General features: G+C 72.6%; 16 protein-coding genes and 1 other RNA gene. 10 read left to right on the top strand and 7 right to left on the bottom strand.

Going from position 1 to position 23,257, the window contains the following annotated elements; genetic code table 11:
* Positions 1-114 precede the first annotated feature (114 nt).
* From ACZ7DL_RS17015 to ACZ7DL_RS17035, 5 genes are all read right to left on the bottom strand, one after another.
* Positions 115-2,328 carry a bifunctional glycosyltransferase/CDP-glycerol:glycerophosphate glycerophosphotransferase gene (locus ACZ7DL_RS17015; RefSeq protein ID WP_470774957.1) on the bottom strand — a complete coding sequence of 738 codons (2,214 nt, stop codon included), beginning with the start codon at positions 2,326-2,328 and terminating at the stop codon, positions 115-117.
* Positions 2,329-2,483: 155 nt separating this feature from the next.
* Positions 2,484-3,395: a carbohydrate ABC transporter permease gene (locus ACZ7DL_RS17020; RefSeq protein ID WP_470774958.1), complete on the bottom strand. Its 912-nt coding sequence runs from the start codon at positions 3,393-3,395 to the stop codon at positions 2,484-2,486.
* Positions 3,392-4,735, bottom strand: a complete 1,344-nt coding sequence (locus tag ACZ7DL_RS17025) for a carbohydrate ABC transporter permease (protein ID WP_470774959.1) — start codon at positions 4,733-4,735, stop codon at positions 3,392-3,394. Before ACZ7DL_RS17025 ends, ACZ7DL_RS17020 begins: the two co-directional genes overlap by 4 nt.
* 7 nt (positions 4,736-4,742) lie before the next feature.
* Positions 4,743-6,122, bottom strand: coding sequence for an ABC transporter substrate-binding protein (locus tag ACZ7DL_RS17030; RefSeq protein ID WP_470774960.1), 1,380 nt, complete (start codon positions 6,120-6,122; stop codon positions 4,743-4,745).
* Between the two features lie 328 nt (positions 6,123-6,450).
* Positions 6,451-10,086 (bottom strand): FHA domain-containing protein, encoded by a 3,636-nt coding sequence (locus ACZ7DL_RS17035; protein ID WP_470774961.1) that lies wholly within the window; start codon positions 10,084-10,086, stop codon positions 6,451-6,453.
* Between the two features lie 396 nt (positions 10,087-10,482).
* On the opposite strand from ACZ7DL_RS17035, the gene ACZ7DL_RS17040 reads away from it, so the two are divergent.
* From ACZ7DL_RS17040 to ACZ7DL_RS17055, 4 genes are all read left to right on the top strand, one after another.
* Entirely contained in the window at positions 10,483-12,225 is a 1,743-nt protein-coding gene (locus tag ACZ7DL_RS17040) for a serine/threonine-protein kinase (protein WP_470774962.1), read from the top strand.
* Positions 12,226-12,336: 111 nt separating this feature from the next.
* On the top strand, positions 12,337-13,563 hold the full coding sequence (locus ACZ7DL_RS17045) for a serine/threonine-protein kinase (protein ID WP_470774963.1): 1,227 nt from the start codon (positions 12,337-12,339) through the stop codon (positions 13,561-13,563).
* A gap of 199 nt (positions 13,564-13,762) precedes the next feature.
* The gene (prfB, locus tag ACZ7DL_RS17050; protein WP_470774964.1) at positions 13,763-14,869 is read left to right on the top strand and encodes a peptide chain release factor 2; all 1,107 of its coding nucleotides are present in this window, start codon (positions 13,763-13,765) and stop codon (positions 14,867-14,869) included.
* A gap of 293 nt (positions 14,870-15,162) precedes the next feature.
* Positions 15,163-16,092 (top strand): hypothetical protein, encoded by a 930-nt coding sequence (locus ACZ7DL_RS17055; RefSeq protein ID WP_470774965.1) that lies wholly within the window; start codon positions 15,163-15,165, stop codon positions 16,090-16,092.
* A 93-nt stretch (positions 16,093-16,185) separates the two neighbouring features.
* On the opposite strand, the gene ACZ7DL_RS17060 is transcribed toward ACZ7DL_RS17055, so the two are convergent.
* The gene (locus ACZ7DL_RS17060; protein WP_470774966.1) at positions 16,186-16,386 is read right to left on the bottom strand and encodes a hypothetical protein; all 201 of its coding nucleotides are present in this window, start codon (positions 16,384-16,386) and stop codon (positions 16,186-16,188) included.
* A 236-nt stretch (positions 16,387-16,622) separates the two neighbouring features.
* On the opposite strand from ACZ7DL_RS17060, the gene ftsE reads away from it, so the two are divergent.
* The 5 genes from ftsE (at position 16,623) to ssrA (ending at position 20,596) form a co-directional block, all read left to right on the top strand.
* On the top strand, positions 16,623-17,312 hold the full coding sequence (gene ftsE / locus ACZ7DL_RS17065) for a cell division ATP-binding protein FtsE (RefSeq protein ID WP_031159396.1): 690 nt from the start codon (positions 16,623-16,625) through the stop codon (positions 17,310-17,312).
* Positions 17,313-17,355: 43 nt separating this feature from the next.
* Positions 17,356-18,273 carry a permease-like cell division protein FtsX gene (ftsX, locus tag ACZ7DL_RS17070; protein ID WP_470774967.1) on the top strand — a complete coding sequence of 306 codons (918 nt, stop codon included), beginning with the start codon at positions 17,356-17,358 and terminating at the stop codon, positions 18,271-18,273.
* Positions 18,274-18,340: 67 nt separating this feature from the next.
* Positions 18,341-19,501 (top strand): S41 family peptidase, encoded by a 1,161-nt coding sequence (locus ACZ7DL_RS17075; protein WP_470774968.1) that lies wholly within the window; start codon positions 18,341-18,343, stop codon positions 19,499-19,501.
* Between the two features lie 68 nt (positions 19,502-19,569).
* The gene (gene smpB / locus ACZ7DL_RS17080; RefSeq protein ID WP_153535457.1) at positions 19,570-20,112 is read left to right on the top strand and encodes an SsrA-binding protein SmpB; all 543 of its coding nucleotides are present in this window, start codon (positions 19,570-19,572) and stop codon (positions 20,110-20,112) included.
* Positions 20,113-20,226: 114 nt separating this feature from the next.
* Positions 20,227-20,596, top strand: a transfer-messenger RNA (tmRNA) gene (ssrA, locus tag ACZ7DL_RS17085).
* 212 nt (positions 20,597-20,808) lie between these two features.
* On the opposite strand, the gene ACZ7DL_RS17090 is transcribed toward ssrA, so the two are convergent.
* Positions 20,809-22,038, bottom strand: coding sequence for an MFS transporter (locus ACZ7DL_RS17090; protein WP_470774969.1), 1,230 nt, complete (start codon positions 22,036-22,038; stop codon positions 20,809-20,811).
* An 84-nt stretch (positions 22,039-22,122) separates the two neighbouring features.
* On the opposite strand from ACZ7DL_RS17090, the gene ACZ7DL_RS17095 reads away from it, so the two are divergent.
* Positions 22,123-23,100, top strand: a complete 978-nt coding sequence (locus tag ACZ7DL_RS17095) for a LysR family transcriptional regulator (protein ID WP_470774970.1) — start codon at positions 22,123-22,125, stop codon at positions 23,098-23,100.
* Positions 23,101-23,257: the final 157 nt, after the last annotated feature.

A 23,257-nucleotide genomic window follows, 5' to 3' on the forward strand; every position in this document is an offset into this window, starting at 1 on the left:
TGTCGTCTTGCGGACGCGGCCGGGCCGTCCCGCCGGACGCCAGGTGGACGGCCGGCTCGGGGTGGGCCGCGTCGAGCCGAGGGGCATGGGAACTCCCGGAATGACCAACGGTGTTCAGCGGCACTCGGTGACGGGGAGGGGACCGGAAGGTTGCGGCACGGTGGCCAGCGGGGAGCGCGCACAGGCCGACGGCGCCGGTGTGCGGTCCGCGAGCGGCACCACCGGACCCAGCTCCGTCTCGCCCCGCACCACCCGCCGTACCACCCGCTCGGCGGCACGCCCGTCGTCCCACGGGCAGAACCGCTCCCGGAACGCCGCCCGCAGCTGCGCCGAGCGCGAGCCGCGCCAGTGTCCGCCGGCGAAGATGTCGATCAGCTCGTCCTCGCTGCGCGCCACCGCGCCCGGCGGAAGGGCCCGCAGGTCGAAGTAGGCGCCGCGGGCCTCCTCGTACGCCGCCCAGTCCTCGGTGTGCACCACGATCGGCCGGTCCAGGCCCGCGTAGTCGAACATGACCGGCGCGTAGTCCGTGAGCAGCGCGTCCGAGGCGAGACACAGGGCGGACAGGTCCGGGTGACCGGAGACGTCGATGATCCGGGTGCCCTCGACGGGAGTGTGGGTGCGGGCCAGGATCACGAAGCGCGGGCCCAGGCGGCGCAGGATCCGCTCCAGGTCGAGCAGCGGGCGCTGGGTGCGCCGGTGGTCGCGGTACGCGGGCGCGTACAGGATCGCCACCGCGCCCTGCGGGACGCCCAGCCCCGCCCGCAGCCGGGCCACGTCCGCCGAGGTCGCCCGCTGGAAGACGTCGTTGCGGGGCAGGCCGTACTCCAGTGTGGTGTAGCGGCCCGGGTGGACCCGCTCCCAGATCAGCGTGGCGTGCCGGTTGCCGGACAGCACGTAGTCCCACTGGTCGACGCCCCGCAGCAGCTCCGCGAAGTCCAGGTCGCGGGCCGCCGCCGGGTGTTCCTGGAGATCGAGGCCCGCGTGCCCGAGCGGGGTGCCCTGCTGGGTCTGCACGAAGACCTGCCCGGGCCGCTTGCGCAGCCGTCCCTCGAAGCCGGCGTCGCTGACCAGGTACCGGGAGCGGGCCAGCGCCGTCCAGTAGCCGGCCGTCCCGGGCCTCAGCCGGCGCGGGCCCGGCGGCACCGCGTGCTCCTGCCCCGGCCGGGCGATCCACGCCGTGCTCAGCTGCGGGGCGTGCGTCCGGAACGCCTCCTCCAGCGCGGCCGGATCGCCGTACTCCTCCTCGGCGGCGAACACCGCCCGGTCGGACCGCAGCGGCAGCCGCAGCTGGACCCGGTAGTGCAGCTGGAGTGCGCCCGTGCGCCCGGCGCGGGCCAGCTTCACCGCGGACTTCAGCGTCCGCCGGCGGACGGCCGCGGCCAGCCGGAGCGCCCGGAACGTGCGGTGCATGCCGAAGCGGACCAGGGCGTGTCGCAGCCCCGTCCGCGTCCCCGGCACGCGGTAACGGCGGTAGTGGGCGCGGGCCCGGCGCAGGAACGCGCCGTGGCTGCCGCGCGGCAGCCGGCCCCGCCTGGTGAACACCACGGCGTAGTGGTCGATCATCCGCCGGAACAACTCCGGCCGCCAGCTGTCGAGTTCGGGTCGCTGCTCGATGTAGGCGAACACCCGCTCGTACTGCTCGAACAGGTCGAAGTGCTTGTGGCTGGTGGTGCCGAGGATGCTGCCCTGCCGGCGCTGCCGGTAGTGCACGCACACCCGGTCCAGGGTGGCGATCGACTGCGCCGTCAGCAGCACCGGGAAGGTCCAGGGGGTGTCCTCGTAGTAGCCCGGCGGGAACGTGAACCCGTGCTCCGTCACGAACTCCCGCCGGTAGGCCTTGTTCCAGGCCACCATCAGCACCCGCAGCAGCCCCGGCCGGTCCTCCAGCCGGAACGGCGCCGGGCCCTGCTCGGTGAGCTGGGCGGCCAGCTGGTTGCGCACCGCGCGACCGTCCCAGTAGGTGCGCGCGTAGTCGAAGACCAGCACGTCCGGGTCACCGGTCTCCTTGAGCCGGTCGGCGACGGCCCGCAGCGCGTGCGGGGTGAGCGTGTCGTCGCTGTCGAGGAAGACCAGGTAGTCGCCGGTCGCCTCGGCCAGGCCCGCGTTCCGGGCGCGGCCGAGGCCCTGGTTCTCGGCCAGATGCACGGGCTTCACGCGCGCGTCCCGGGCCGCGTACTCGTCGATGAGCGCGCCGCAGGCGTCCGGCGAGCAGTCGTCCACGGCGATCAGTTCCAGATCGGGATACGACTGCGAGAGCACCGAGTCCAGGCACTCGGAGAGATACGCCTGGACCTTGTACGCGGGGACAATGATACTGAACCTGGGCAAGGGACATCCATGGGTCGGTCGGCGCGGGCGTTCTGCCCGGGAACGGCCGATGGAGTGACTTGGTTACGGCCCGTACGGCATTCGGGGGACACCGGGTGAACACTCAGGGGCGGGCCCCGGAAGGCCCGCCCCTGGCAACCTGCCCGGATTCAGGGCTATTTGACCGCGCCGGCCATCACCCCGGACACGAACTGCCGCTGGAACGCGAAGAACACGGCCAGCGGGATCACCATGGAGATGAACGCGCCGGGCGCCAGGACGTCGATGTTGTTGCCGAACTGCCGTACCTGCGTCTGGAGGGCGACCGTGATCGGCTGCGTGCCCGACTTGGTGAACACCAGCGCGACCAGCATGTCGTTCCACACCCACAGGAACTGGAAGATCCCGAGGCTCGCGATCGCCGGCCCGCCGAGCGGCATCACCACCCGTGCGAACAGCCGGAGTTCGCCCGCTCCGTCCAGCCGTGCCGCCTCCAGCAGCTCCCGCGGGATCTCCGCGAAGAAGTTCCGCAGCAGGAACACCGCGAACGGCAGACCGAAGCCCGTGTGGAACAGGATCACCCCGAGGATCGTCCCGAACAGGCCGATCTTGCCGAACAGTTCGGCGATCGGGATCAGCGCCACCTGCACGGGCACCACCAGCAGGCTCACCACGCCCAGGAACCACCAGTCCCGGCCGGGGAACTCCATCCACGCGAACGCGTACCCGGCCAGTGCGCCGACCACCACGACCAGAAGTGTCGCCGGGACCGTGATCAGCACGGTGTTCACCAGGGAGTCGGTGATGTCGCCGTTCTCCAGCAGCTTCTGGTAGCTGTCCACGGTGAGCTGGGACGGCTCGCTGAACACCGTCCACCAGCCGCTCGCGCTCATGTCCTGCGGCGAGCGCAGCGAGGAGACGAGCAGGCCGATGGTCGGCACCAGCCAGAACAGGCCCACGACGATCAGGAACACGCGGACCAGCCCACCGCTCAGCTTCTCGACGATCTTCGAGCCGAGCGACTGCCTGGCCTTCACCGTCGTGTCGGTGGGGGAGACCTTCCCGATGCTTCCGGCGGTCGCCGTCATCGCCGCACCTCCCGCCTCAGCCTGCGGATGTTGAACAACATCACCGGGATCACCAGGAGCAGCAGGAACACCGAGATCGCGCTCGCGACGCCCGGCCGGCCCTCCGCGAAGCCCTTGCGGTACAGCTCCAGCGCCAGCACGTTCGCGTCGTCCTGCGAGGAGCCCGGCGCGATGATGAAGACCAGGTCGAACACCTTCAGCACATTGATCATCAGTGTGACGACGACCACCGCCAGCACCGGGGCCAGCAGTGGCACGGTGACCTTGCGGAACACCTGCCACTCGGTGGCGCCGTCCACCCGCGCCGCCTCCAGCAGCTCCCGGGGCACGCCCGCGAGCCCGGCCGCGATCAGCACCATCGCGAAGCCCGCCCACATCCACACGTACGCCCCGATGATCGCCGGGGTGACCAGTGCGGGGCCCAGCCAGTCGACCCCGTTGTACGGCTCCCGGAAGTTGCTCGCGGGCAGCCGGAGCCGGGCCCCGTCGGCCGACGCGGGCAGGGTGAAGGTGCCGTCACCGGACGCCTTCGTGGACGCCACCACCGTGCCGTCCTTCACCGCCTCGATCCGCATCCCGGCATAGCCCACCTCGGAGGGGTCCGGCGCGCCGAGCCTGCCGACGCCCTTGCCACGGGTGAAGTCCTGCCAGGTGGTGCCGGTGATCCTGCCCGGCTCCGGCTTCGCGGCGGCGGCCTTTCCGGCGTCGTCCGGCAGCTGGTCCGGGGCCACCCCGACCAGGGGCAGAGCCACGGGCCGGCCGGCGTGGACGGCGGCCTTGGTGAGGAAGCCACCGCCGTCGGCGACGAGCGGCGACCGGCGGCCCGGGTGGGCCTTCGGGAACGCCGACGACTGCGTGAACGTGTCGTGCACACCCACCCACACGGCGTTCGCGACCCCCTTGTCCGGGTCCTGGTCGTACACCAGCCGGAAGATGATCCCGGCGGCCAGCATCGAGATCGCCATCGGCATGAAGACGACCAGCTTGAACGCCGTTCCCCAGCGCACCCGTTCGGTCAGCACCGCGAAGACCAGACCGAGCGCGGTGGAGACCGTGGGCGCGAACACCACCCAGATGACGTTGTTCTTGAGCGCGGTGCGGATGCCGTCGTCGGTGAAGAGGGTCTCGTAGTTGTCGAAACCGGCGAAGCCGTCGCCGGAGGCGTTGGAGAAGCTGCGGACGATCGAGTACCCGATCGGGTACACCACGAGCGCGCCGAGCAGCACCAGGGCGGGCAGCAGGAACAGGGCTGCCACGGCCCTCCGGGTGCCGGTCACGCTTCTGCGACTGCGGGGCGCGGCGGGACCCGGTGGGGCCCCGGCCGCCGCTGCCGACGCCATGGCCGGATCAGCCCCCGTTCCCGTAGGCCGCCGCCGCGTCCTTCTCCAGCCTCGCCTGGGCGCCCGCGATGTCCTTCGGGTTCTTCAGGAAGTCCTGGAGGTCCTTCCACTCGCCCTTGCCGGGTGTGCCGCCGAACGCCTGCGGGGCCTGGTCGGACATGTCGAAGCGGAAGTCGTCGCCGGACGCGATCAGCGCCTTGGCGATCTTCTGCTGGACCTCGTTCGGGTACGCCGACACCGGCACGCTCTTGTTCGGCGAGAGGTAGCCGCCGAGCTTCGCCTGGATCGTCGCCGCGTCCGGCGAGGCGAGGAAGGTGGCCAGGGCCTGGGCCGCCTTGGAGTCCTTCAGGATCACCGCCGCGTCGCCGCCGGAGACCACCGGCGCGGCCGAGCCGACCGCCGGGAACGGGAACACCTTCGCGTCCGTGCCCACCTTCGCCTTGGTCTCACCGATGTTGACCTGCACGAAGTCGCCCTCGTAGACCATCGCGGACTTCGGCTGGTCGCCGCCGGTGAAGGTCTGGGTGACCGACTGCGGGAACTCCGTCTGGAGCGCGCCGTCCTGACCGCCCGCCAGGTAGTCCTTCTTGCCCCACAGCTGGGCGAGCGTGGTCAGCGCCTGCTTCACCGACGGATCGGTCCACTTGATCTTGTGCTGGGCGAGCTGGTCGTACTTCTCCGGGCCCGCCTGGGACAGATACACGTTCTCGAACCAGTCGGTCAGCGGCCAGCCGTCCGCGCCGGCCACCGAGAACGGTGTGACCCCCGAGTCGTACACCGCCTGCGAGGCGGTCAGCAGGTCCTGCCAGGTCTTGGGCTCCTTGGCCCCGGCGTTCTCGAAGACCGTGGCGTTGTACCAGATCAGCGACTTGTTGGCGGCCTTGTAGTAGACGCCGTACTGCTTGCCGTCGACCTTGCCGATGTCCTGCCAGCCCTGCGCGTAGTTCTTCGCCAGCTCCTTGCGCACCTCCGGTCCGACGGGCTTGGCCCAGCCCTTCTGCACGGCCTGCTTGATCGCACCGGGCTGCGGCAGCAGCGCCACGTCCGGCGGCTGGCCTCCCGCGATCTTCGAACCGAGGAAGTTGATGATCGGGTCCTGCGCGGGTACGAAGGTGACGCTCGCGCCGGTGCGCTTCTCGAACTCGGCCAGCACCTTCTTGAAGTTGGCCTGCTCCGCGCCGGTCCAGACGGCGGCCACCTCCAGATGGGCGCCGTTCAGCTTGGGCAGGGTGACGGTGGCGCCGGTCGGTCCGCTGCTCTTCTCCCCGTTGTCCTTCGTGTCGTCGTCGCTGCCGGAGCAGGCGGAGAGCGCGAGGGCTCCCGCGAGCAGTGCGGCGAGTGTGGTGACGGCCCTGTGTGTCCGGAACGTGCTGCTCTTGCTGCGCATCACTTCCCCGTTCGTCGTTCGTCGTTGAACGCTGTTGAACGTCAGAACTCTGTCCCGTGCGGTCCGGTGTACGCCGGGCCGCTGAGGGCGGGCAAGAGCGCCTGCGGTGTCCACCGGCTCATCGTGACCGGCTCGTGACCAGGGGTGTATGCGTGCCGGTTTCCGGCGGCCGAGGGGACGGCGGATTCACCGGGGAGACGGAAGGTTCACCTGGAGGAGGGACGGCTTCGCCCGGCGTGGGAACGGCCACGGCCAGAGTGGGAAGGCTCCGGATGGGCAGGGACGGCGGTCAGAGCAGGGAAGGCGGTCAGAGCAGGGCAGACTCCGGTCAGAGCAAGGACGGCACCTCCGCCGCCGCGACCTGACGGGCCGCCCGCTCCACCGCGCTCGCCAGCAGGGCCAGGTCGGTCGGGCCGTTGCCCAGCTCCCGCACCGGCCGGCGGGCCGGCGGGTCTCCCATGCGCTGCCAGTCCAGCGGGACCACCGTGGGCCGCTGGGTCGCGGTACGCGGGATACGGCCCGTCACCCGGCCCCCCTGGAAGCCGACGGCCCGGCCGTCCGGGTACCCGAGCCTCCCGCGCCCGGGCGCCGGCTGGTCCGGTCCCGGCTGCGCGGCGTCCAGGGTCACCCGCAGCGCGGCCCGGCGCGCCGGCTCCGACTCCGCCGTACGGCCACCGGCCCCGGCCGCCGCCACCAGGTGCACCCCGAGCCGCTCGCCCTCCCGGGCCACCGCCTCCAGCGCGCGTATCACCGATCCGGCGGCGGGCCGGCCCGGGGCGCCGAGCGCGGGAGAGACCAGCGCGTCCAGGTCGTCGACGACGACCACCAGCCGGGGCAACGGCGGCGCCGCCCCGGCACGCTGCCGGGCCGCCCCGCCCGGCCGCAGGCGCAGGGTGGAGCTGGGCGGCGCCTCGATGTCACCAGTGGCCGAGGGAGCGGGGGCGGGGGCGGATGTGCGCTGGGCGACCATCCGGCCGGACACCTCGTGGCCGGCGTGCCACTGGGCGAAGTCCGTCCGGCCCAGCAGCTCCGCCCGGCGCTTCAGCTCGGCGGACAGTGACTGCGCGAACTCCCGCATGCGCACCGGGTCGTTGGCGATGAGATGCGTGGTCACATGCGGTATCTCGGTGCAGACGCGCAGGCCGTCCCCGCCTCCGGCGCCCGCGCCGGACCCGTCCCGGCCGTCGAGCAGCACCACGGCCAGCCGGTCCGGCCGCTCGGCGGCGGCCAGCGAGGCGACCACCGCCCGCAGCAGCTCGGTACGGCCGCTGCCGGCCGGCCCCTCGATCAGCAGATGCTGCCCGTCGGCCACCAGGTCGACGGTGACCGGGCCGCGCGGCCCGGCGCCCAGCACCGCCCGCGCCCGCCCGCCCAGCGACTCGGTGTCGTCGGCCGCGTCCGCCCAGCGCGCCATCAGCGACGCCGGGGTGGCCCGGGCCAGCCCCAACTCGTCAAGCAGCCGAGCCGACTGCGGCAACGGCACGGCTGCGCGCGCGTGCCGCTCACCGGCCGGGCCGTCCGGCCGCAGCGGCGCCAGCGCCCGCGCGAACCGTTCCGCCCAGGCGGCGGAGACGGCGTCCACGACGGCGGGCGTACCGGGGCCGACGGGACCGCCCGGCGCGACCCGCAGCAGCTGGAGGGCCGCGGCCACGTCCCCGCTGAGCAGTGCCACCGCACCGCAGTGCCGGAACGTCGGCGTCACCGCGCACGCGGCCTCGTACGTCCGCGTCACCGGGGACACGGGCGAGGCGGGCTCGGTCTCGGCCAGGCACACCACATGGATCCCGGCCCGCGGCCCGGCCACGGCCAGCCGCGCGAGGGCGTCCCGCAGCGCGCCGCCGCCCGGATCCCCGTCCACGACGACGACCGTGTACGGCCCCGCGAAGCCGCCCGGACCGGCGGAGCCGGTGTCGTCCTTGGCCCAGGAGGGGCGGCGGGCGGAGGCGGACGCGGTGGACGTGGCCGGCGTGGCGGGCCTGCCCGGGGTGCCGGGGCGCGGGGCAGGGCCGGGGGTGCCCTCGGGCTGCCGGCCGTGGCCGTGCGGGCCGGTGTCTCCGGTACCGGCGCCGGGCAGGCCGGCGATCACGGAGGAGGTGCCCGACGCGGGTGTGCCGGACGCGGGTGTGCCGGACACGTCCGTTCCCGACGCGGGCGTGCCGAAGGCGGGCGTCCCCGACGCGGGCGTGCCGGACGGGGTGGTCCGTCCCCGGGTGGGGTGGGCCGTGGTCCGGCCGGTCGCCGCGTGATCGTCCAGCCGGCGCAGCAGTTCCTCCGTGCGGGCCGCGGCCTGTTCACGGTCGTAGGCCAGCAGCAGGCGGCAGTCCTGGCCGTGGCCCGGCCGGACGTGCGGCAGCCAGCCCAGCCAGGCCCACTCGGCCGTACGGTCCGCCACCGGCCGCGCGTGGTCCGCGCTGATCAGCACGATCTCCAGCAGGTCGGGGGAGTGCAGCGCGGCGAGCTGGGCCAGCACCGCGCGGGCCAGCCCGGACAGCCGCGGGCGCGGCCCGGCCAGGCCCAGTGCGCCCGCCTCGCGCAGCGCGGCGGTCACCGGTACCGCGGGCAGCAGGCCGGAACCGTCCGGTGCGCTCCGGTCGGCCGTGCCGAGCCGCACGGTCAGCGCCTCGGGGTGCCCCGCCCCGCGCTCCCACAGCCGGGGGCCGGGACCCAGGGCGGTCAGCAGCAGGGCGGCCGGGTCCGGCCAGGTCTCCGGCTGCCGCGGGACACCGGCCGCCGGTGCGCTTCCGGCGTGGGCCGCCGGGCTCTCGTACGCCTCCGGGCCGGCCGGCTGCTCCGCGCGCCCGCCGGCCAGCCGACGCGCCCAGGCCCCGAGCCCGCGCCGCCGGGCCCCCTGCGGCGCGCCGGCGCCCTTGGCCGGAGTGCCGGGAGCCGCCGTACCGGCGTACGGGTCCCCGGTCAGCCCGCCCGGCCCGGCGACACCGAAGCGCCCCGCGTGGGTGTCGCCGCCGAAAGCGCCGGGACCACTGCTGCGGTGCTCGATGCGCGGCGCCCCGGCCTGCCCCGGCACCACCGGCGCCTGCGCCCGCCGACGCTCCTGCGGCCCCGCACCGTCACCGGAACCACCCCAGCCGGCCGTGCCATAGGCGTGATGCACCCCGCCGGAGTCCCCCCGGCCCCCCTGCGGCACCCCGGCCGAATCCGAGGACACACCGGCCCCGCCACGAGCGCCCGCACCCGGCAACGCGTCGGGCACGGACGGTGCCGGCGGGAACACCGGGCCGTCTCCGGAGGCGCCCGCACCCGACGACGCATCGCCCGACGGCGCACCGCCCCCCGCCCCGACGCGCACGCACCCCTCACCGTCCGGCACCGTCCGCACCCGCGTCCCGGGGCCCCCGGACGGCGTGACCCGCAGGGCGGACTCGCCGATCCGCAGCAGGCCCCCGGCAGGGAACCGCACCGGCCGCTCCGTCACGCGCACGCCGTCGAGCGTCGTGCCGTTCGTGGAGCCGAGGTCGGCGACCGAGACCCGGCCGTCCGCGGCGACGGTCACCGCGCAGTGCAGCCGGGAGACGTCGGGGTCGTCCAGCGGGACGTCCGCGTCGGCGGAGCGGCCCACGGTGATCCGGCCGCCGTGCAGCAGATGGACGCCGCCCGCGTCCGGGCCCGCGACCACGTGCAGCCGGGTCGGGGCGTCGTCCAGCTCGGGATGCGGCTCGGGGGCCGCAGCGGCGCCCAGGGACAGCACGGCGCCGTCGACCAGCGGGGGCTCGCCGAGCGTGGCGCGGCGCGGGTCCAGCCGCTCGGTGCCCGCGTAGAGGACGACGGTCGCGCCGCCGGTGTCCCGGCCCGCGCCGCCGTCCGCGGTGACCACCCCGGCCAGCGCCGACGCGACCGCGGCCAGCTCCGTGCCCGCGGGCGCCGTGACCAGCACGTCGCGGCTCGCGGCGCGGCCCCGCTGCGGGGACGGGCCGAGCGGGTCTACGACGGTCAGCCGGATCTGCATCGGCGTCAGCGGTCCCTTCTGCGCGGGTCTGCGCGGGCGCGGACTTCCCCCCACCCCACACGAGCACGTCGGCCAGCAGCCGCCGGAGGCACCCGGCGGGCTGCTGGCAGCATCCTCGCACCTGCCGCTGACAATCCGCCCGGGACCCGGTGACAAGTGATCTTGATTGGTCGGCTCTGCCCCCAAAAATGCCTGACCAGTACGCCACCGGCGATCAGTTGAGATCGGTCACGTCCGGCCCCGGCAACCAGGAGACCGGGCCCCGCGTCTTTCCGTCGAACCCCCGCGAACATGCTCGGGAACGCGTACGTAGTCCCTCCAAGGGCCCCACTACAGTGGGTCGGAACACCGGAATGCAGGCAAGCAAGCAACAGCAAGCAGCAGGGAGCGCGTGACGTGCGGCCAGTCGGCAGCAAGTACCTGCTTGAGGAGCCGCTCGGACGCGGCGCCACAGGCACCGTCTGGCGTGCCCGCCAGCGGGAGACCGCGGGTGCCGAGGCGGCCGTGCCCGGGCAGCCCGGCGAGACGGTCGCGATCAAGGTCCTGAAGGAGGAGCTGGCGAGCGACCCGGACATCGTGATGCGCTTCCTGCGCGAGCGCTCCGTCCTGCTCCGCCTCACCCACCCGAACATCGTCCGGGTCCGCGACCTGGTCGTCGAGGGCGACCTGCTGGCGCTGGTCATGGACCTCGTCGACGGCCCCGACCTGCACCGCTACCTGCGTGAGAACGGCCCCCTGACCCCGGTCGCCGCCGCGCTGATGACGGCCCAGATCGCCGACGCGCTCGCAGCGAGCCACGCCGACGGTGTCGTCCACCGCGACCTGAAGCCGGCGAACGTGCTGCTCATGCAGCAGGCGGGCGAGATGCATCCGATGCTCACCGACTTCGGCATCGCCCGCCTCGCCGACTCCCCGGGCCTGACCCGCACCCACGAGTTCGTGGGCACGCCCGCGTACGTCGCTCCGGAGTCCGCCGAGGGCCGCCCGCAGACCTCCGCCGTCGACATCTACGGCGCCGGCATCCTGCTGTACGAGCTGGTCACCGGCCGCCCGCCGTTCGGCGGCGGGACCGCCCTGGAGGTGCTGCACCAGCACCTGAGCGCCGAGCCGCGCCGCCCCTCCACCGTCCCCGACCCGCTGTGGACGGTCATAGAGCGCTGCCTGCGCAAGAACCCCGACGAGCGGCCGAGCGCCGAGAACCTCGCGCGCGGCCTGCGGGTCGTCGCCGAGGGCGTCGGCGTGCACGCGAACGCCGCGCAGATCGCCGCCGCCGAGGGGGTGGGCGCGCTGCTCGCCCCCGACCGGGCCCCGACCGCCGTCCCGGGCGTACCCGGCGCCGCCGATCCGACCCAGGTGCTGCCGACGAACGCGCCCCAGGGGGCGTACGACTCGAACGCCGCGACCAGCGTGCTGCCGCACACCGGCGGTCCGGCCGGTGCCGCCGACCCCACCGCCGTCCTGCCGAACACGGGCGCGGCGGACCCGACGGCCGTCCTGCCGCCCGTCCCGCAGGGCCAGCAGGGCCAGTACGGCCAGCAGGGGCAGCAGGGGCAGCAGGGGCAGCAGGGGCAGCAGCCCGAGCAGCCGCACCCCTGGCAGACCCAGCTGCGGGCGGCCCGCGACCGCAACGAGCAGACGCAGATCCAGTACCTGGACCCGGACGAGGATCCGCTGCGCCGCCGCCCGCAGCGGCAGGTCGCCCGGCCCCAGCAGCAGCCGCGCCAGGCCCCGCAGGCCCGTCCGCAGCAGCCGCAGCCGCGCGGCCGGCAGCGCCCGCAGCAGGCGCCCGGCTACGGCTATCCGCAGCAGCAGCCCCAGCAGTACGCCCCGCCGCAGCAGCCCCAGCCGCAGCGGTACGCGCCGCCCGCCCCGCCGGAACCGCAGCGGCCCGCGCGAGAGCCCCGGGCACCGCGGCAGCGCAGCGCCAACCCGATGAAGATCCCGGGTCTCGGCTGCCTGAAGGGCTGCCTTTTCACGATCGTCATCCTGGTCGTGGCGAGCTGGCTGATCTGGGAACTGACCCCGCTGCAGGACTGGATCGGCACCGGCAAGGGGTACTGGGACCAGCTGAGCGACTGGGTCGGCAAGGTGGGCGACTGGGTCAAGGACCTGGGTGGCTCGTCCGGCAGCGGAAACTGATCGCTGGTTTAGGGATTTGTCGACATCTGCCGGGTGATTTCCGTCTCCGCGGTGAAGGTTGGCTCCTCGGACGCGTAGTTTTGGCGACAACACGCGTCTGTAGGAGCAGTCTTGGCACGGAAGATCGGCAGCCGGTACACCGCGAACCAGATCCTGGGGCGGGGAAGCGCCGGCACGGTGTGGCTGGGCGAGGGGCCGGACGGTCCCGTCGCCATCAAGCTGCTGCGTGAGGACCTCGCCTGCGACCAGGAGCTCGTCGGACGCTTCGTGCAGGAGCGCACCGCGCTGCTCGGTCTGGAGCACCCGCACATCGTCACCGTGCGCGACCTGGTGGTCGACGGCAACGACCTGGCCCTGGTCATGGACCTCGTACGCGGCACCGACCTGCGCACCCGGCTGGAGCGCGAGCGGCGGCTGGCCCCCGAGGCGGCCGTGGCGATCGTCGCCGACGTCGCCGACGCGCTGGCGGCCGCCCACGCGGCCGGCGTCGTGCACCGGGACGTCAAGCCCGAGAACGTCCTGCTCGACATGCAGGGCCCGCTCGGGCCGGGCGGAGCCCACCCGGCGCTGCTCACCGACTTCGGCGTCGCCAAGCTGATCGACTCGCCGAAGCGGACCCGCGCCACGAAGATCATCGGTACGCCGGACTATCTGGCCCCGGAGATCGTGGAGGGCCTGCCGCCGCGGGCCGCCGTGGACATCTACGCCCTGGCGACCGTCCTGTACGAGCTGCTGGCGGGCTTCACCCCCTTCGGCGGCGGGCACCCCGGGGCGGTGCTGCGCCGGCACGTCACCGAGACCGTCGTACCGCTGCCCGGCATCCCCGAGGAGCTGTGGCAGCTGCTGGTGCAGTGCCTGGCCAAGGCGCCCGCCTCCCGGCTGCGCGCGTCCGAGCTGGCGGCGCGGCTGCGCGAGCAGCTGCCCCTGCTGACCGGGATGCCGCCGCTGGACGTGGACGAGCCCGGGCTCGCCGAGGAGGACGCGGAGGAGCCGGCCCCGGCGGCGCCGGCGGGGGACGAGCCGGTACGGCGGCGGGGCGCGGTCTCGCTGGTGCCCGGCGCCAGGCCGGACTCCAACCGGGACACGCATACGTCGATGCGGGTGCCGGGGCCGGACGAGCTCTCCGGCGGGGCCCACGGGACCGCTCGCGCGCCCCGGGCCAGCGGTGCGCCCCGGCCGGGCTCGGCCCGGCACAAGGCCACGGTGCGGCGGCGCCGGATCACGCTGGGCGTGGCCGGAGTGGTGGTGGCGGCGGTGGTGGGCGTCGGCGCGTGGTGGGCGTCCGCCGACGGGGACGAGCAGCCGGCGCCGGCCGACCACAGCACGTCGGCTCCCTGACCCGACCAGGGGGCTCCGCCCCCCGGCCCCCCTTTGCCCACCCGCCCACCCGTATCTGTCGGCCGCCAGGGCGCCGCCCCCGCCGTCCGAGCCGCCAGGGCGCCGTCCCCGCCGTCCGGGTCGGATGGGCGGACGGGCAAAGAGGCTGGTGAGTGCAGCACGGCCGAGGACGCTTGCCACAGCCGTTACGCTGGAAGGCGTGGCAGTCGTCGATGTATCCGAAGAGCTGAAGTCCCTCTCCTCGACCATGGAGTCGATCGAGGCCGTTCTGGACCTTGATGCGATGAGGGCAGATATCGCCGTGCTTGAGGAGCAGGCGGCGGCCCCGTCCCTGTGGGACAACCCGGACGAGGCGCAGAAGATCACCAGCAAGCTCTCCCACCTCCAGGCCGAGGTCAGGAAGGCGGAGGCGCTGCGCGGCCGGATCGACGACCTCGCGGTCCTCTTCGAGATGGCCGAGGAGGAGGACGACCCGGACACCCGCGCCGAGGCCGAGTCCGAGCTGGTCGCGGTGAAGAAGGCGCTGGACGAGATGGAGGTCCGCACGCTCCTGTCCGGCGAGTACGACTCCCGCGAGGCGCTCGTCAACATCCGCGCCGAGGCCGGTGGCGTCGACGCCGCCGACTTCGCCGAGCGGCTCCAGCGCATGTACCTGCGCTGGGCCGAGCAGCGCGGCTACAAGACGGAGCTGATCGAGACGTCGTACGCCGAAGAGGCCGGCATCAAGTCGACCACCTTCGCCGTGCACTCGCCGTACGCCTACGGCACCCTCTCCGTCGAGCAGGGCACGCACCGCCTCGTGCGCATCTCGCCCTTCGACAACCAGGGGCGCCGGCAGACCTCCTTCGCCGGTGTCGAGGTGCTGCCCGTCGTCGAGCAGTCCGACCATGTCGAGATCGACGAGTCCGAGCTGCGCATCGACGTCTACCGGTCCTCCGGCCCCGGCGGCCAGGGCGTGAACACGACCGACTCCGCGGTCCGCATCACGCATCTCCCCACCGGCATCGTGGTCTCCTGCCAGAACGAGCGGTCGCAGATCCAGAACAAGGCCACCGCGATGAACGTCCTCCAGGCCAAGCTGCTCGAGCGGCGCCGGCAGGAGGAGCAGGCCAAGATGGACGCCCTGAAGGGCGACGGCGGCAACTCCTGGGGCAACCAGATGCGTTCCTACGTGCTGCACCCGTACCAGATGGTCAAGGACCTGCGCACCGAGCACGAGGTGGGCAACCCGGAGGCCGTGTTCAACGGCGAGATCGACGGATTCCTGGAGGCCGGCATTCGCTGGCGCAAGCAGCAGGAGAAGTAGCTTTGTCGACATGACAACTGCCGTCCGATGGGCGGCAGTTGTCATTTGTCTGGGTTTTACATCACACTCACAGGCTTCAACTCCCCGCAAACGCCGCCCGTCCGGACATTGCGCCCGCAACGCCCTTGACGTTGCTTTGAAAAATGGGAAGGGTGAGGCGCGGCATGCGTACTTGAGGGGCGCATGTGAACCGGGGGATCGAGTTGACGCGCTTCGTCACCAGCTACCCCGTCGATCACGGCACGCCCCACGCGACGCCTCATGGACGAATAGCTACTGGGGGTAGCAACCATATGACGAAGAAGACGCGGATCCGGGTCGCGCGGATAGCCGCCGGCGCCGTGATCGCGGCCGGTGCGTCGCTGACCGCCGCCGGCGCCGCTTCCGCTCTGGACCTCGACGTCCAGGCGGGTCCGATCAGCCTGGGTGTGAGCGGTGTCGGCGCCGACGGTGGCAACACCGACGGCGGTACCGACGGCGGCTGCCCGATCGGTATCTGCACCGACGGCGGCACCGACGGCGGCTCCACTACCACGGACGGCGGGACCACGGACGGCGGGACCACGGACGGCGGCACCACGGATGGTGGCACCACCGACGGCGGCACCGTCACCACCGGTGGCTCCACCAGCACGGACGGCGGAACCACGGACGGCGGAACCACGGACGGCGGCACCACGGACGGCGGCACCACGGACGGCGGCACCGTCACCATCGGCGGCTCCACCTCCACGGACGGCGGGACCACCGACGGCGGAACCACGGACGGTGGGACCACCGACGGCGGCTCCACCGGCACCGACGGTGGCAACGGCAACTCGGGTAGCAATGGCAACTCGGGCGGCAATGGCAACTCGGGTGGCAACGGCAACTCGGGTGGCAACGGCAACTCCGGCGGCAACAGCTCCGGTGGCAACAGCAGCACCGGCGGCGACTCCGGCAGCACCGGCAGCACCGGCAGCACCAGCGGTTCCGGTGGCACCGGCGGCAACCACACCACCCCCGACGGCGGCAACAACAACGTTCCGCAGGACGAGGGCTCCTCGGCGCTGACCGACACCGGGTCCGACACCACGGCCCAGGGCGGTGACAAGCAGCTCGCCGAGACCGGTGCCGGCCAGACCGCGTTCCTGCTCGTGGGTGCCGCGACGATGATCGCCGGAGGCATCGGCTTCCGCGTGCTTCCGCGTCTGGTGAGCGGCCGGGGCGGCGCCGCCGCCTGAGCGTAGCCATGGGCGCACGCCCCGCACGCAGGGCATGACGTAAGGGCCCGGAGCTTGGCGCTCCGGGCCCTTACGACGTCTCCGCGGGCTTTCTCACGCGGTCTGGTGCGCCAGCAGCGCCACCGCGGCGATCAGCACCGCCAGCAGCGTGATCAGGGCCATCGGGTTCAGTCCGCCCAGGCCCCCGAAGAGGCCCTCCTGCTCCAGTCGCTCGCGGTTGGCACGGCACACCGGGCACCGGCCCTCGCTCACGGGCGCCGCGCAGTTCGCGCACACCAACCGGTCGTACGTCATGCGCTCGCCCTCCTTGCACCGGCCATCACATGTACAACGCTTGCGGGAACGAGAACGTTCCCCTCCCACTGTGCCAGGTTCCCGGGCCGTGTGCGCGGGGCCCTTGGACAGGAGACGGAGACGGCAGCCGGTACAAAAACGTACAAGTCTTGCCCAACCTCAACCTGCGACTGCACTTGCACACCCGGTTCGCGTATGGTCACGCTCATCTACCCCCGGCGACCCGTGGTGCATCCGTGATCCGATTCGACAACGTCTCCAAGGTCTACCCCAAGCAGACCCGCCCCGCACTCAGGGATGTCTCCCTGGAAGTGGAAAAGGGCGAGTTCGTCTTCCTCGTGGGGTCCTCCGGCTCCGGAAAGTCCACCTTCCTGCGGCTCGTCCTCCGCGAAGAGCGGTGCAGCCACGGCCAGGTGCACGTGCTGGGCAAGGACCTCGCACGTCTCTCCAACTGGAAGGTGCCGCAGATGCGCCGCCAGCTGGGCACCGTGTTCCAGGACTTCCGGCTGCTGCCGAACAAGACGGTCGCGGAGAACGTGGCCTTCGCGCAGGAGGTCATCGGCAAGTCCCGCGGCGAGATCCGAAAGTCCGTGCCGCAGGTGCTCGACCTGGTCGGGCTCGGCGGCAAGGAGGACCGGATGCCGGGCGAGCTGTCCGGTGGCGAGCAGCAGCGCGTGGCCATCGCGCGGGCCTTCGTCAACCGGCCCAAGCTGTTGATCGCCGACGAGCCCACCGGCAACCTCGACCCGCAGACCTCCGTCGGCATCATGAAGCTGCTCGACCGCATCAACCGGACGGGCACCACCGTCATCATGGCGACGCACGACCAGAACATCGTGGACCAGATGCGCAAGCGCGTCATCGAGCTGGAGAAGGGCCGCCTCGTCCGCGACCAGGCCCGCGGCGTCTACGGCTACCAGCACTGACCCGTACCAGCACCCAGTTCCGGAAAGGCCTGAAGAACCCGCCATGCGCGCCCAGTTCGTCCTGTCGGAGATCGGTGTCGGTCTCCGCCGCAATCTGACGATGACCTTCGCCGTCATCGTCTCCGTCGCCCTGTCCCTGGCCCTGTTCGGCGGCTCGCTGCTGATGAGCGACCAGGTGAGCACCATGAAGGGCTACTGGTACGACAAGGTCAACGTCTCGATCTTCCTGTGCAACAAGCACGACGCGGAGAACGACGTCCACTGCGCCAAGGGCGCGGTCACCGAGGACCAGAAGAAGCAGATCCTCGTGGACCTGAAGAAGATGCCGGTCGTCGAGAACGTGACCTACGAGTCGCAGGACGAGGCGTACAAGCACTACAAGGAGCAGTTCGGCAACTCCCCGCTGGCCGGCTCGCTGACGCCGGACCAGATGCAGGAGTCGTACCGGATCAAGCTCAAGGACCCGCAGAAGTACCAGGTCATCGCGACGGCCTTCAACGGGCGCGACGGCGTGCAGTCGGTGCAGGACCAGAAGGGCATCCTGGACAACCTCTTCCAGCTGCTCAACCTGATGAACCGGGGCGCGCTCGGCGTGATGGCGATGATGCTGATCGTCGCCCTGCTGCTGATCGTCAACACCGTGCGTGTCTCGGCGTTCAGCCGCCGGCGCGAAACCGGCATCATGCGCCTGGTCGGTGCCTCGGGCTTCTACATCCAGGCGCCGTTCATCGCCGAGGCCGCGGTCGCCGGACTCATCGGCGGCGGCCTCGCCTGTGTGGCGCTCGTGGTCGGCCGGTACTTCACCATCGACCACGGCATGGACCTCTCCCACAAGCTCACGCTCATCAACTTCGTCGGCTGGGACGCGGTGTTGACCAAGCTGCCGCTGATCCTCGCCACGAGCGTGCTGATGCCGTCGCTGGCGGCGTTCTTCGCGCTGCGCAAGTATCTGAAGGTGTGACGCATGCCAAGAGGGCCGTACGGACATCGGGCCGTACGGCCCTTCGCGTTCCCCTAGACTCACGGCCATGTCAGGCCGCGACCTGTTCTGTCAGCCCCGCCGCATCCGCCGCGGGGCGGCCCTGACATTGGTCTTCGCCGGCGTGCTGGTCGCCGGCGCCGCCACCGGTTCCTTCCCGGCGCCCGACGGGCCGGTGCGGAAGGCCGCCGCCCGCCCGGCCACCCGGCACGAGGCCGTCGAGGAGGCCGCCGCCGCGGCGATGGCCGACGGCAAGTCCCCGATGAAGGCCGCCGAACGGGCCGTCAGCCGCAGCGGCGACCGCTGGGCCGCGGTCTACTCCGAAGGCGAGTACGAAGAGTTCCAGGAGGCGCTCGACGGCCGGTACACCGGTGTCGGGCTGTCGGCGCGGCAGGAGCCGGACGGCCGGATCGAGGTCACGAGGGTGCAGACCGGCTCGCCCGCCGCCGAGGCCGGCATCCGCACCGGCGACCGGCTGCGCAGCGTCGACGGCCACGAGGTCGACGGGCGGCCGGTCACCGAGGTGGTCGCCTTACTGCGCGGCGACGCCGAGGACGCCCCGGCCGGTACGCCGGTCACCCTCGGCCTGGCGCGCGGCACGCGCGCGTGGACCGAGACCCTGCACCGGGCCCGGCTGTCCACCGACTCCGTGACCGTGCGGCAGCTGCCCGGCTCAGTCACCGTGATCAGGATCGCCGCGTTCACCAAGGGCTCCGCCGACACGGTCCGCGAGGCCCTGCGCGCGGCCCCCGCCGACGGCCGGACCGTCCTCGACCTGCGTGGAAACTCCGGCGGCCTGGTCACCGAGGCCGTGGACACCGCCGCCGGCTTCCTGGACGGCGGCCTGGTCGCCACCTACGACGTCGACGGCGCCCAGCGCGCCCTGCACGCCGACCCCGGCGGCGACACCTCCCGGCCCCTGGTCGTCCTGGTCGACGGCGGCACGATGAGCGCGGCCGAGCTGCTCACCGGCGCCCTCCAGGACCGGGGCCGCGCGGTCGTGATCGGCTCCCGGACCTTCGGCAAGGGCTCGATCCAGATGCCGACGAAACTGCCCGACGGCTCGGTGGCCGAGCTGACCGTCGGCCACTACCGCACCCCCTCCGGCCACACGGTCGACGGCCGGGGCATCACTCCCGACCTGGAGGCGGGATCCGAGGCCCTGGAGCGGGCCCGGACGGTGCTCGCCGGCCTGGGAGACCCGTCGTAGCCACTCGTAATCGGCTGTACGCGCACCCCCTCCTTGGTGCGAAAATGGTCGGCACTATGAGCAAGGGAATGTACGTACCGAAGGAGTCCCAGCCCAAGCAGGGTGGCGGGGCCGCCAAGGCCAGGGACGGCGAGAAGGGCGGCAAGCGCAAGATCGTCGCCCAGAACAAGAAGGCCCGGCACGACTACGCGATCATCGACACCTACGAGGCCGGGCTCGTGCTCATGGGCACAGAGGTCAAGTCGCTGCGCGAGGGACGGACCTCACTGACCGACGGCTTCGTCCAGATCGACCGGGGCGAGGCGTGGCTGCACAACGCCCACATCCCCGAGTATCACCAGGGCAGCTGGACCAACCACTCCGCGCGCCGCAAGCGCAAGCTGCTCCTGCACCGCGAGGAGATCGACAAGCTGGAGTCGAAGTCCCAGGAGACGGGACACACGATCGTGCCCCTCGCCATCTACTTCAAGGACGGCCGCGCGAAGGCCGAGATCGCCCTCGCACGGGGCAAGAAGGAGTACGACAAGCGGCAGACGCTGCGGGAGAAGCAGGACCGGCGGGAGTCGGACCGGGCGATCGCGGCGGCGAAGCGCAGGCAGCGCGGCGTCTAGCCGGTCGACCGCCGGGAATGAGCTGGCATCGTCGGGCGTTGGTCACGTACGATGGCAGTGCACTCCACAGAGGGTGCGCGAACCCCTCCACGGAGGGGATTGAAAAATCAACATGGGGATGATCGGTTTCGACAGCGGCTGTCGAAGCAGGGGAAGCGTGTCGAGGAAGCGGCAATGATCTCGTAAACCATATGTCGCAAAAAATAATCGCCAACACCAAGCGCGATTCCTTCGCCCTCGCTGCCTAAGTAGCGACTTGCGAAGTGTCAGCCCGGGGCTGTTCCCGACCCGGATCCTGGCATCAGCTAGGGAACTAAACCTCTAGACCCGGTCACGGGGTGTAGAGGGAAATCAAACAGTGACTGAGCCCGTCGGAGACTTGTCCGCGTGATCTCCGGGGCCGAGAAAATCGCAGCGGACTGCACACGGAGAAGCCCTGATTCCGCACCGTTGGACGCGGGTTCGATTCCCGCCATCTCCACGAGGCCCCTCCGGGGGTCGACCCCATGTGGGCAACGGCCCCGTCGCTTTCCAGCGGCGGGGCCGTTGTCATGCGGGGGGACGCCGTGTGGGGGAGCGCCGCGCGGGCAGCGCCGTGGGGGGTGCGTCGCCGTTGCCGGGTACGGGGTCCTTGTGGCTGGTCGCGCCACGCGGCGGAGCCGCAGATCGACACGGCCCCGCGCCCCTTCGGGGCGCTCATCGCCGTGGCACTTCGCCGGCGCGGGTGAGCGTGGCCAACCCCAGGGCAATGGCTGCGCCGGCCGCCGGTACGGCGTACGCGGCTGTGGGGGTCGTGTGCTCCGCCGCCCAGCCACCCGCCGCCGAGCCGCACGCGATGCCCATGAGCAGACCGGTCACCACCAGACTCATGCCCTCGTTCAGGCGGTCGGCGGGGGTGCGCTGCTGCACCAGGGTCATGGCCGTGACCATCGTCGGCGCCGTCGCCATACCCGCCACCAGCAGGGCGCCCGCCAGCACCCACAGCGACCCGCCGACACCGGCGGCAGCCCACGGCAGCGTCATCAGCACGGCCATCCCCGCCAGGCAGTGGCCGAGCCGCACCCCCGTCGGCTTCCGTGCCCCGTACGCCAGCCCCGCCGCGCACGAGCCGGCCGCCTGAAGCGCGAGCACGGCGCCGGCCGCCGCGCGGTGACCCTGCGCGTCGGCGTAGGCGATCGTGACGACCTCCATCGAACCGAAGACCGCGCCGGTCGCGGTGAAACAGGCCAGCAGCGGCGGGATGCCGGGGCTGCGCAGCGGCGACGGCGCCTGGGAACGGGCCTGGGACGGCGGCTCGGTCGCCCGCTGCGCGGTGAAGACCAGCATGCCGGTGAGCAGCAGCAGCGCCCCGGCGAGTGTGCCCGCCTCCGGGAAGAACGTGCCGGTCAGAAAGGAGGCCAGCACCGGACCGAGCATGAAGCACAGCTCGTCCGCGGCCTGCTCGAAAGAGTTCGCGGTGTGCAGCGCGCCCGGCTCGTCGCGCAGCAGATGGGCCCAGCGGGCGCGGGAGAGGCCGCCGATGTTGGGGGTGGCCGCGGTGCCGGCGTAGGCGGCGAACAGCGTCCAGTCGGGCGCGTCGTAGCGCACGCACAGCAGCAGGGCGAGGCTGCCGAGCACCGAGACGAGCGTGGCCGGCAGCGCGATCCGGCCCTGCCCGTGCCGGTCCACGAGCCGGGCGACGAAGGGCCCGGCCAGCGCGGTCGCCGCGAGCCCGGTCGCGGTGACGGCACCGGCGAGGGCGTACGAGCCCCGGGCACCGGCGATCATCACGACGGCGCTCACGCTGAACATGCCCATCGGGAGGCGGGCGAGGAGGTTGCCCGCGGTGAAGGCGCGGGTGCCGGAGAGGGTGAAGAGCCGGCGGTATCCGGCGGGTTGTGAGCTTTCGTGCCGTGGGCGGCTGTCCTGGGTGGTCTGTTGTGGCATGGGTCTACGCTCGCCCGAAGTCGATCAGCGGGTCCAACACTTTCCGCGTGCGGATTCACGCACCTGCGTTGTAAGTTCACCGTCATGCCCGCCCCTGCCGCCATAGACCCACGCCTGCTGCGCGCCTTCGTCGCCGTCGCCGAGGAACTGCACTTCACCCGGGCCGCGGCCCGGCTGTACGTCGCCCAGCAGGCACTCAGCCGGGACGTGCGGCGGCTGGAACGGGAGCTGGGTGCCGAACTGTTCGTGCGGACCACCCGGCAGGTCACGCTGAGCCCGGACGGCGAGCGCCTGCTGCCGCACGCGCGCCGCGTCCTCGCCGCCCAGGACGAGCTGCTCGCCGCGTTCGCCTCCGGCCAGGCCCGCCCGCTGCTGGTCGACCTCAACTCGTCGGGCCTGGTCACCGGCCGCCGGGTGCTGCACCGGGCGCGGGAACTCGCCCCCGACTGTGAGCTGATGGCCCGCTACGAGAGCGGCCTCACCGGGGCCGCCGCCGAGCTGCTGGCCGGCCGCCTGGACGCCTCCTTCGGCCGCTTCGCCGGACTGGACGCGGGGCTCCGCTCCGGCCTGGAGCAGCAGCCGGTGCGGTACGAGCCGATGGCCGTCGTCCTGCCCGAGGACCACCCGCTGGCCGCGCTGCCGGAGGTGCCGCTGTCCGCGCTGGCCGGGGAGGCGGTGTACGCCGGTGCCGGGAATCCGCGTACGCGGGAGTGGACCGACCTGGCGCTGCGCCTCTTCGAGGGCCGGGGCATCCGGCTGGCGCCGCCCCTTCCGCTTGCCGTCGGGGACGAGGAGTTCAGCCGGATCATGGCCAAGACCCGGCATCCGGTGCTGGCCGTCGTGGATTTTCCGGCCCTGCCGGGCACGGTACGGCGGCCCCTCGTGGACCCCGTCCCGCTGTCGCCCGTCTCCCTGGTGTGGCGGAAGGGGGTGGTTCATCCCGGACTGGCCGCACTGCGGAGGGCGGTGGCCGAGATCGCCCGGGCGGAGGGGTGGTTGCTGCGACCCGCCGGGGGATGGATTCCAGCCATGGATGCGGAGCTGATGAACGCCGACCAGTGAGGACGTGGCGCACGGCACCTCTCCGCGTGCGCTACATTCATGGCCCGGGCACAGGGTGGTAATGGGGGCGCTCGGACCGGGTGGGGGCCTGGTTCGGTCGACGGGTGCCCGGGATCGTGAGCGCGCCCGGAACAGTCCCGTGGGGGGATCTACGCGC

Source organism: Streptomyces sp. NPDC036984 (assembly GCF_055607665.1).

Bases quoted from the DNA above. Each gene is read 5' to 3' on its own strand.
- ftsX (WP_470774967.1), top strand. From the start codon at position 17,356: ATGCGCGCCCAGTTCGTCCTGTCGGAGATCGGTGTCGGTCTCCGCCGC.
- ACZ7DL_RS17075 (WP_470774968.1), top strand. From the start codon at position 18,341: ATGTCAGGCCGCGACCTGTTCTGTCAGCCCCGCCGCATCCGCCGCGGG.
- ACZ7DL_RS17025 (WP_470774959.1), bottom strand. From the start codon at position 4,735: ATGGCGTCGGCAGCGGCGGCCGGGGCCCCACCGGGTCCCGCCGCGCCC.
- ACZ7DL_RS17090 (WP_470774969.1), bottom strand. From the start codon at position 22,038: ATGCCACAACAGACCACCCAGGACAGCCGCCCACGGCACGAAAGCTCA.
- ACZ7DL_RS17020 (WP_470774958.1), bottom strand. From the start codon at position 3,395: ATGACGGCGACCGCCGGAAGCATCGGGAAGGTCTCCCCCACCGACACG.
- ACZ7DL_RS17095 (WP_470774970.1), top strand. From the start codon at position 22,123: ATGCCCGCCCCTGCCGCCATAGACCCACGCCTGCTGCGCGCCTTCGTC.
- smpB (WP_153535457.1), top strand. From the start codon at position 19,570: ATGTACGTACCGAAGGAGTCCCAGCCCAAGCAGGGTGGCGGGGCCGCC.
- ACZ7DL_RS17030 (WP_470774960.1), bottom strand. From the start codon at position 6,122: ATGCGCAGCAAGAGCAGCACGTTCCGGACACACAGGGCCGTCACCACA.
- ACZ7DL_RS17035 (WP_470774961.1), bottom strand. From the start codon at position 10,086: ATGCAGATCCGGCTGACCGTCGTAGACCCGCTCGGCCCGTCCCCGCAG.
- ACZ7DL_RS17055 (WP_470774965.1), top strand. From the start codon at position 15,163: ATGACGAAGAAGACGCGGATCCGGGTCGCGCGGATAGCCGCCGGCGCC.
- ACZ7DL_RS17060 (WP_470774966.1), bottom strand. From the start codon at position 16,386: ATGACGTACGACCGGTTGGTGTGCGCGAACTGCGCGGCGCCCGTGAGC.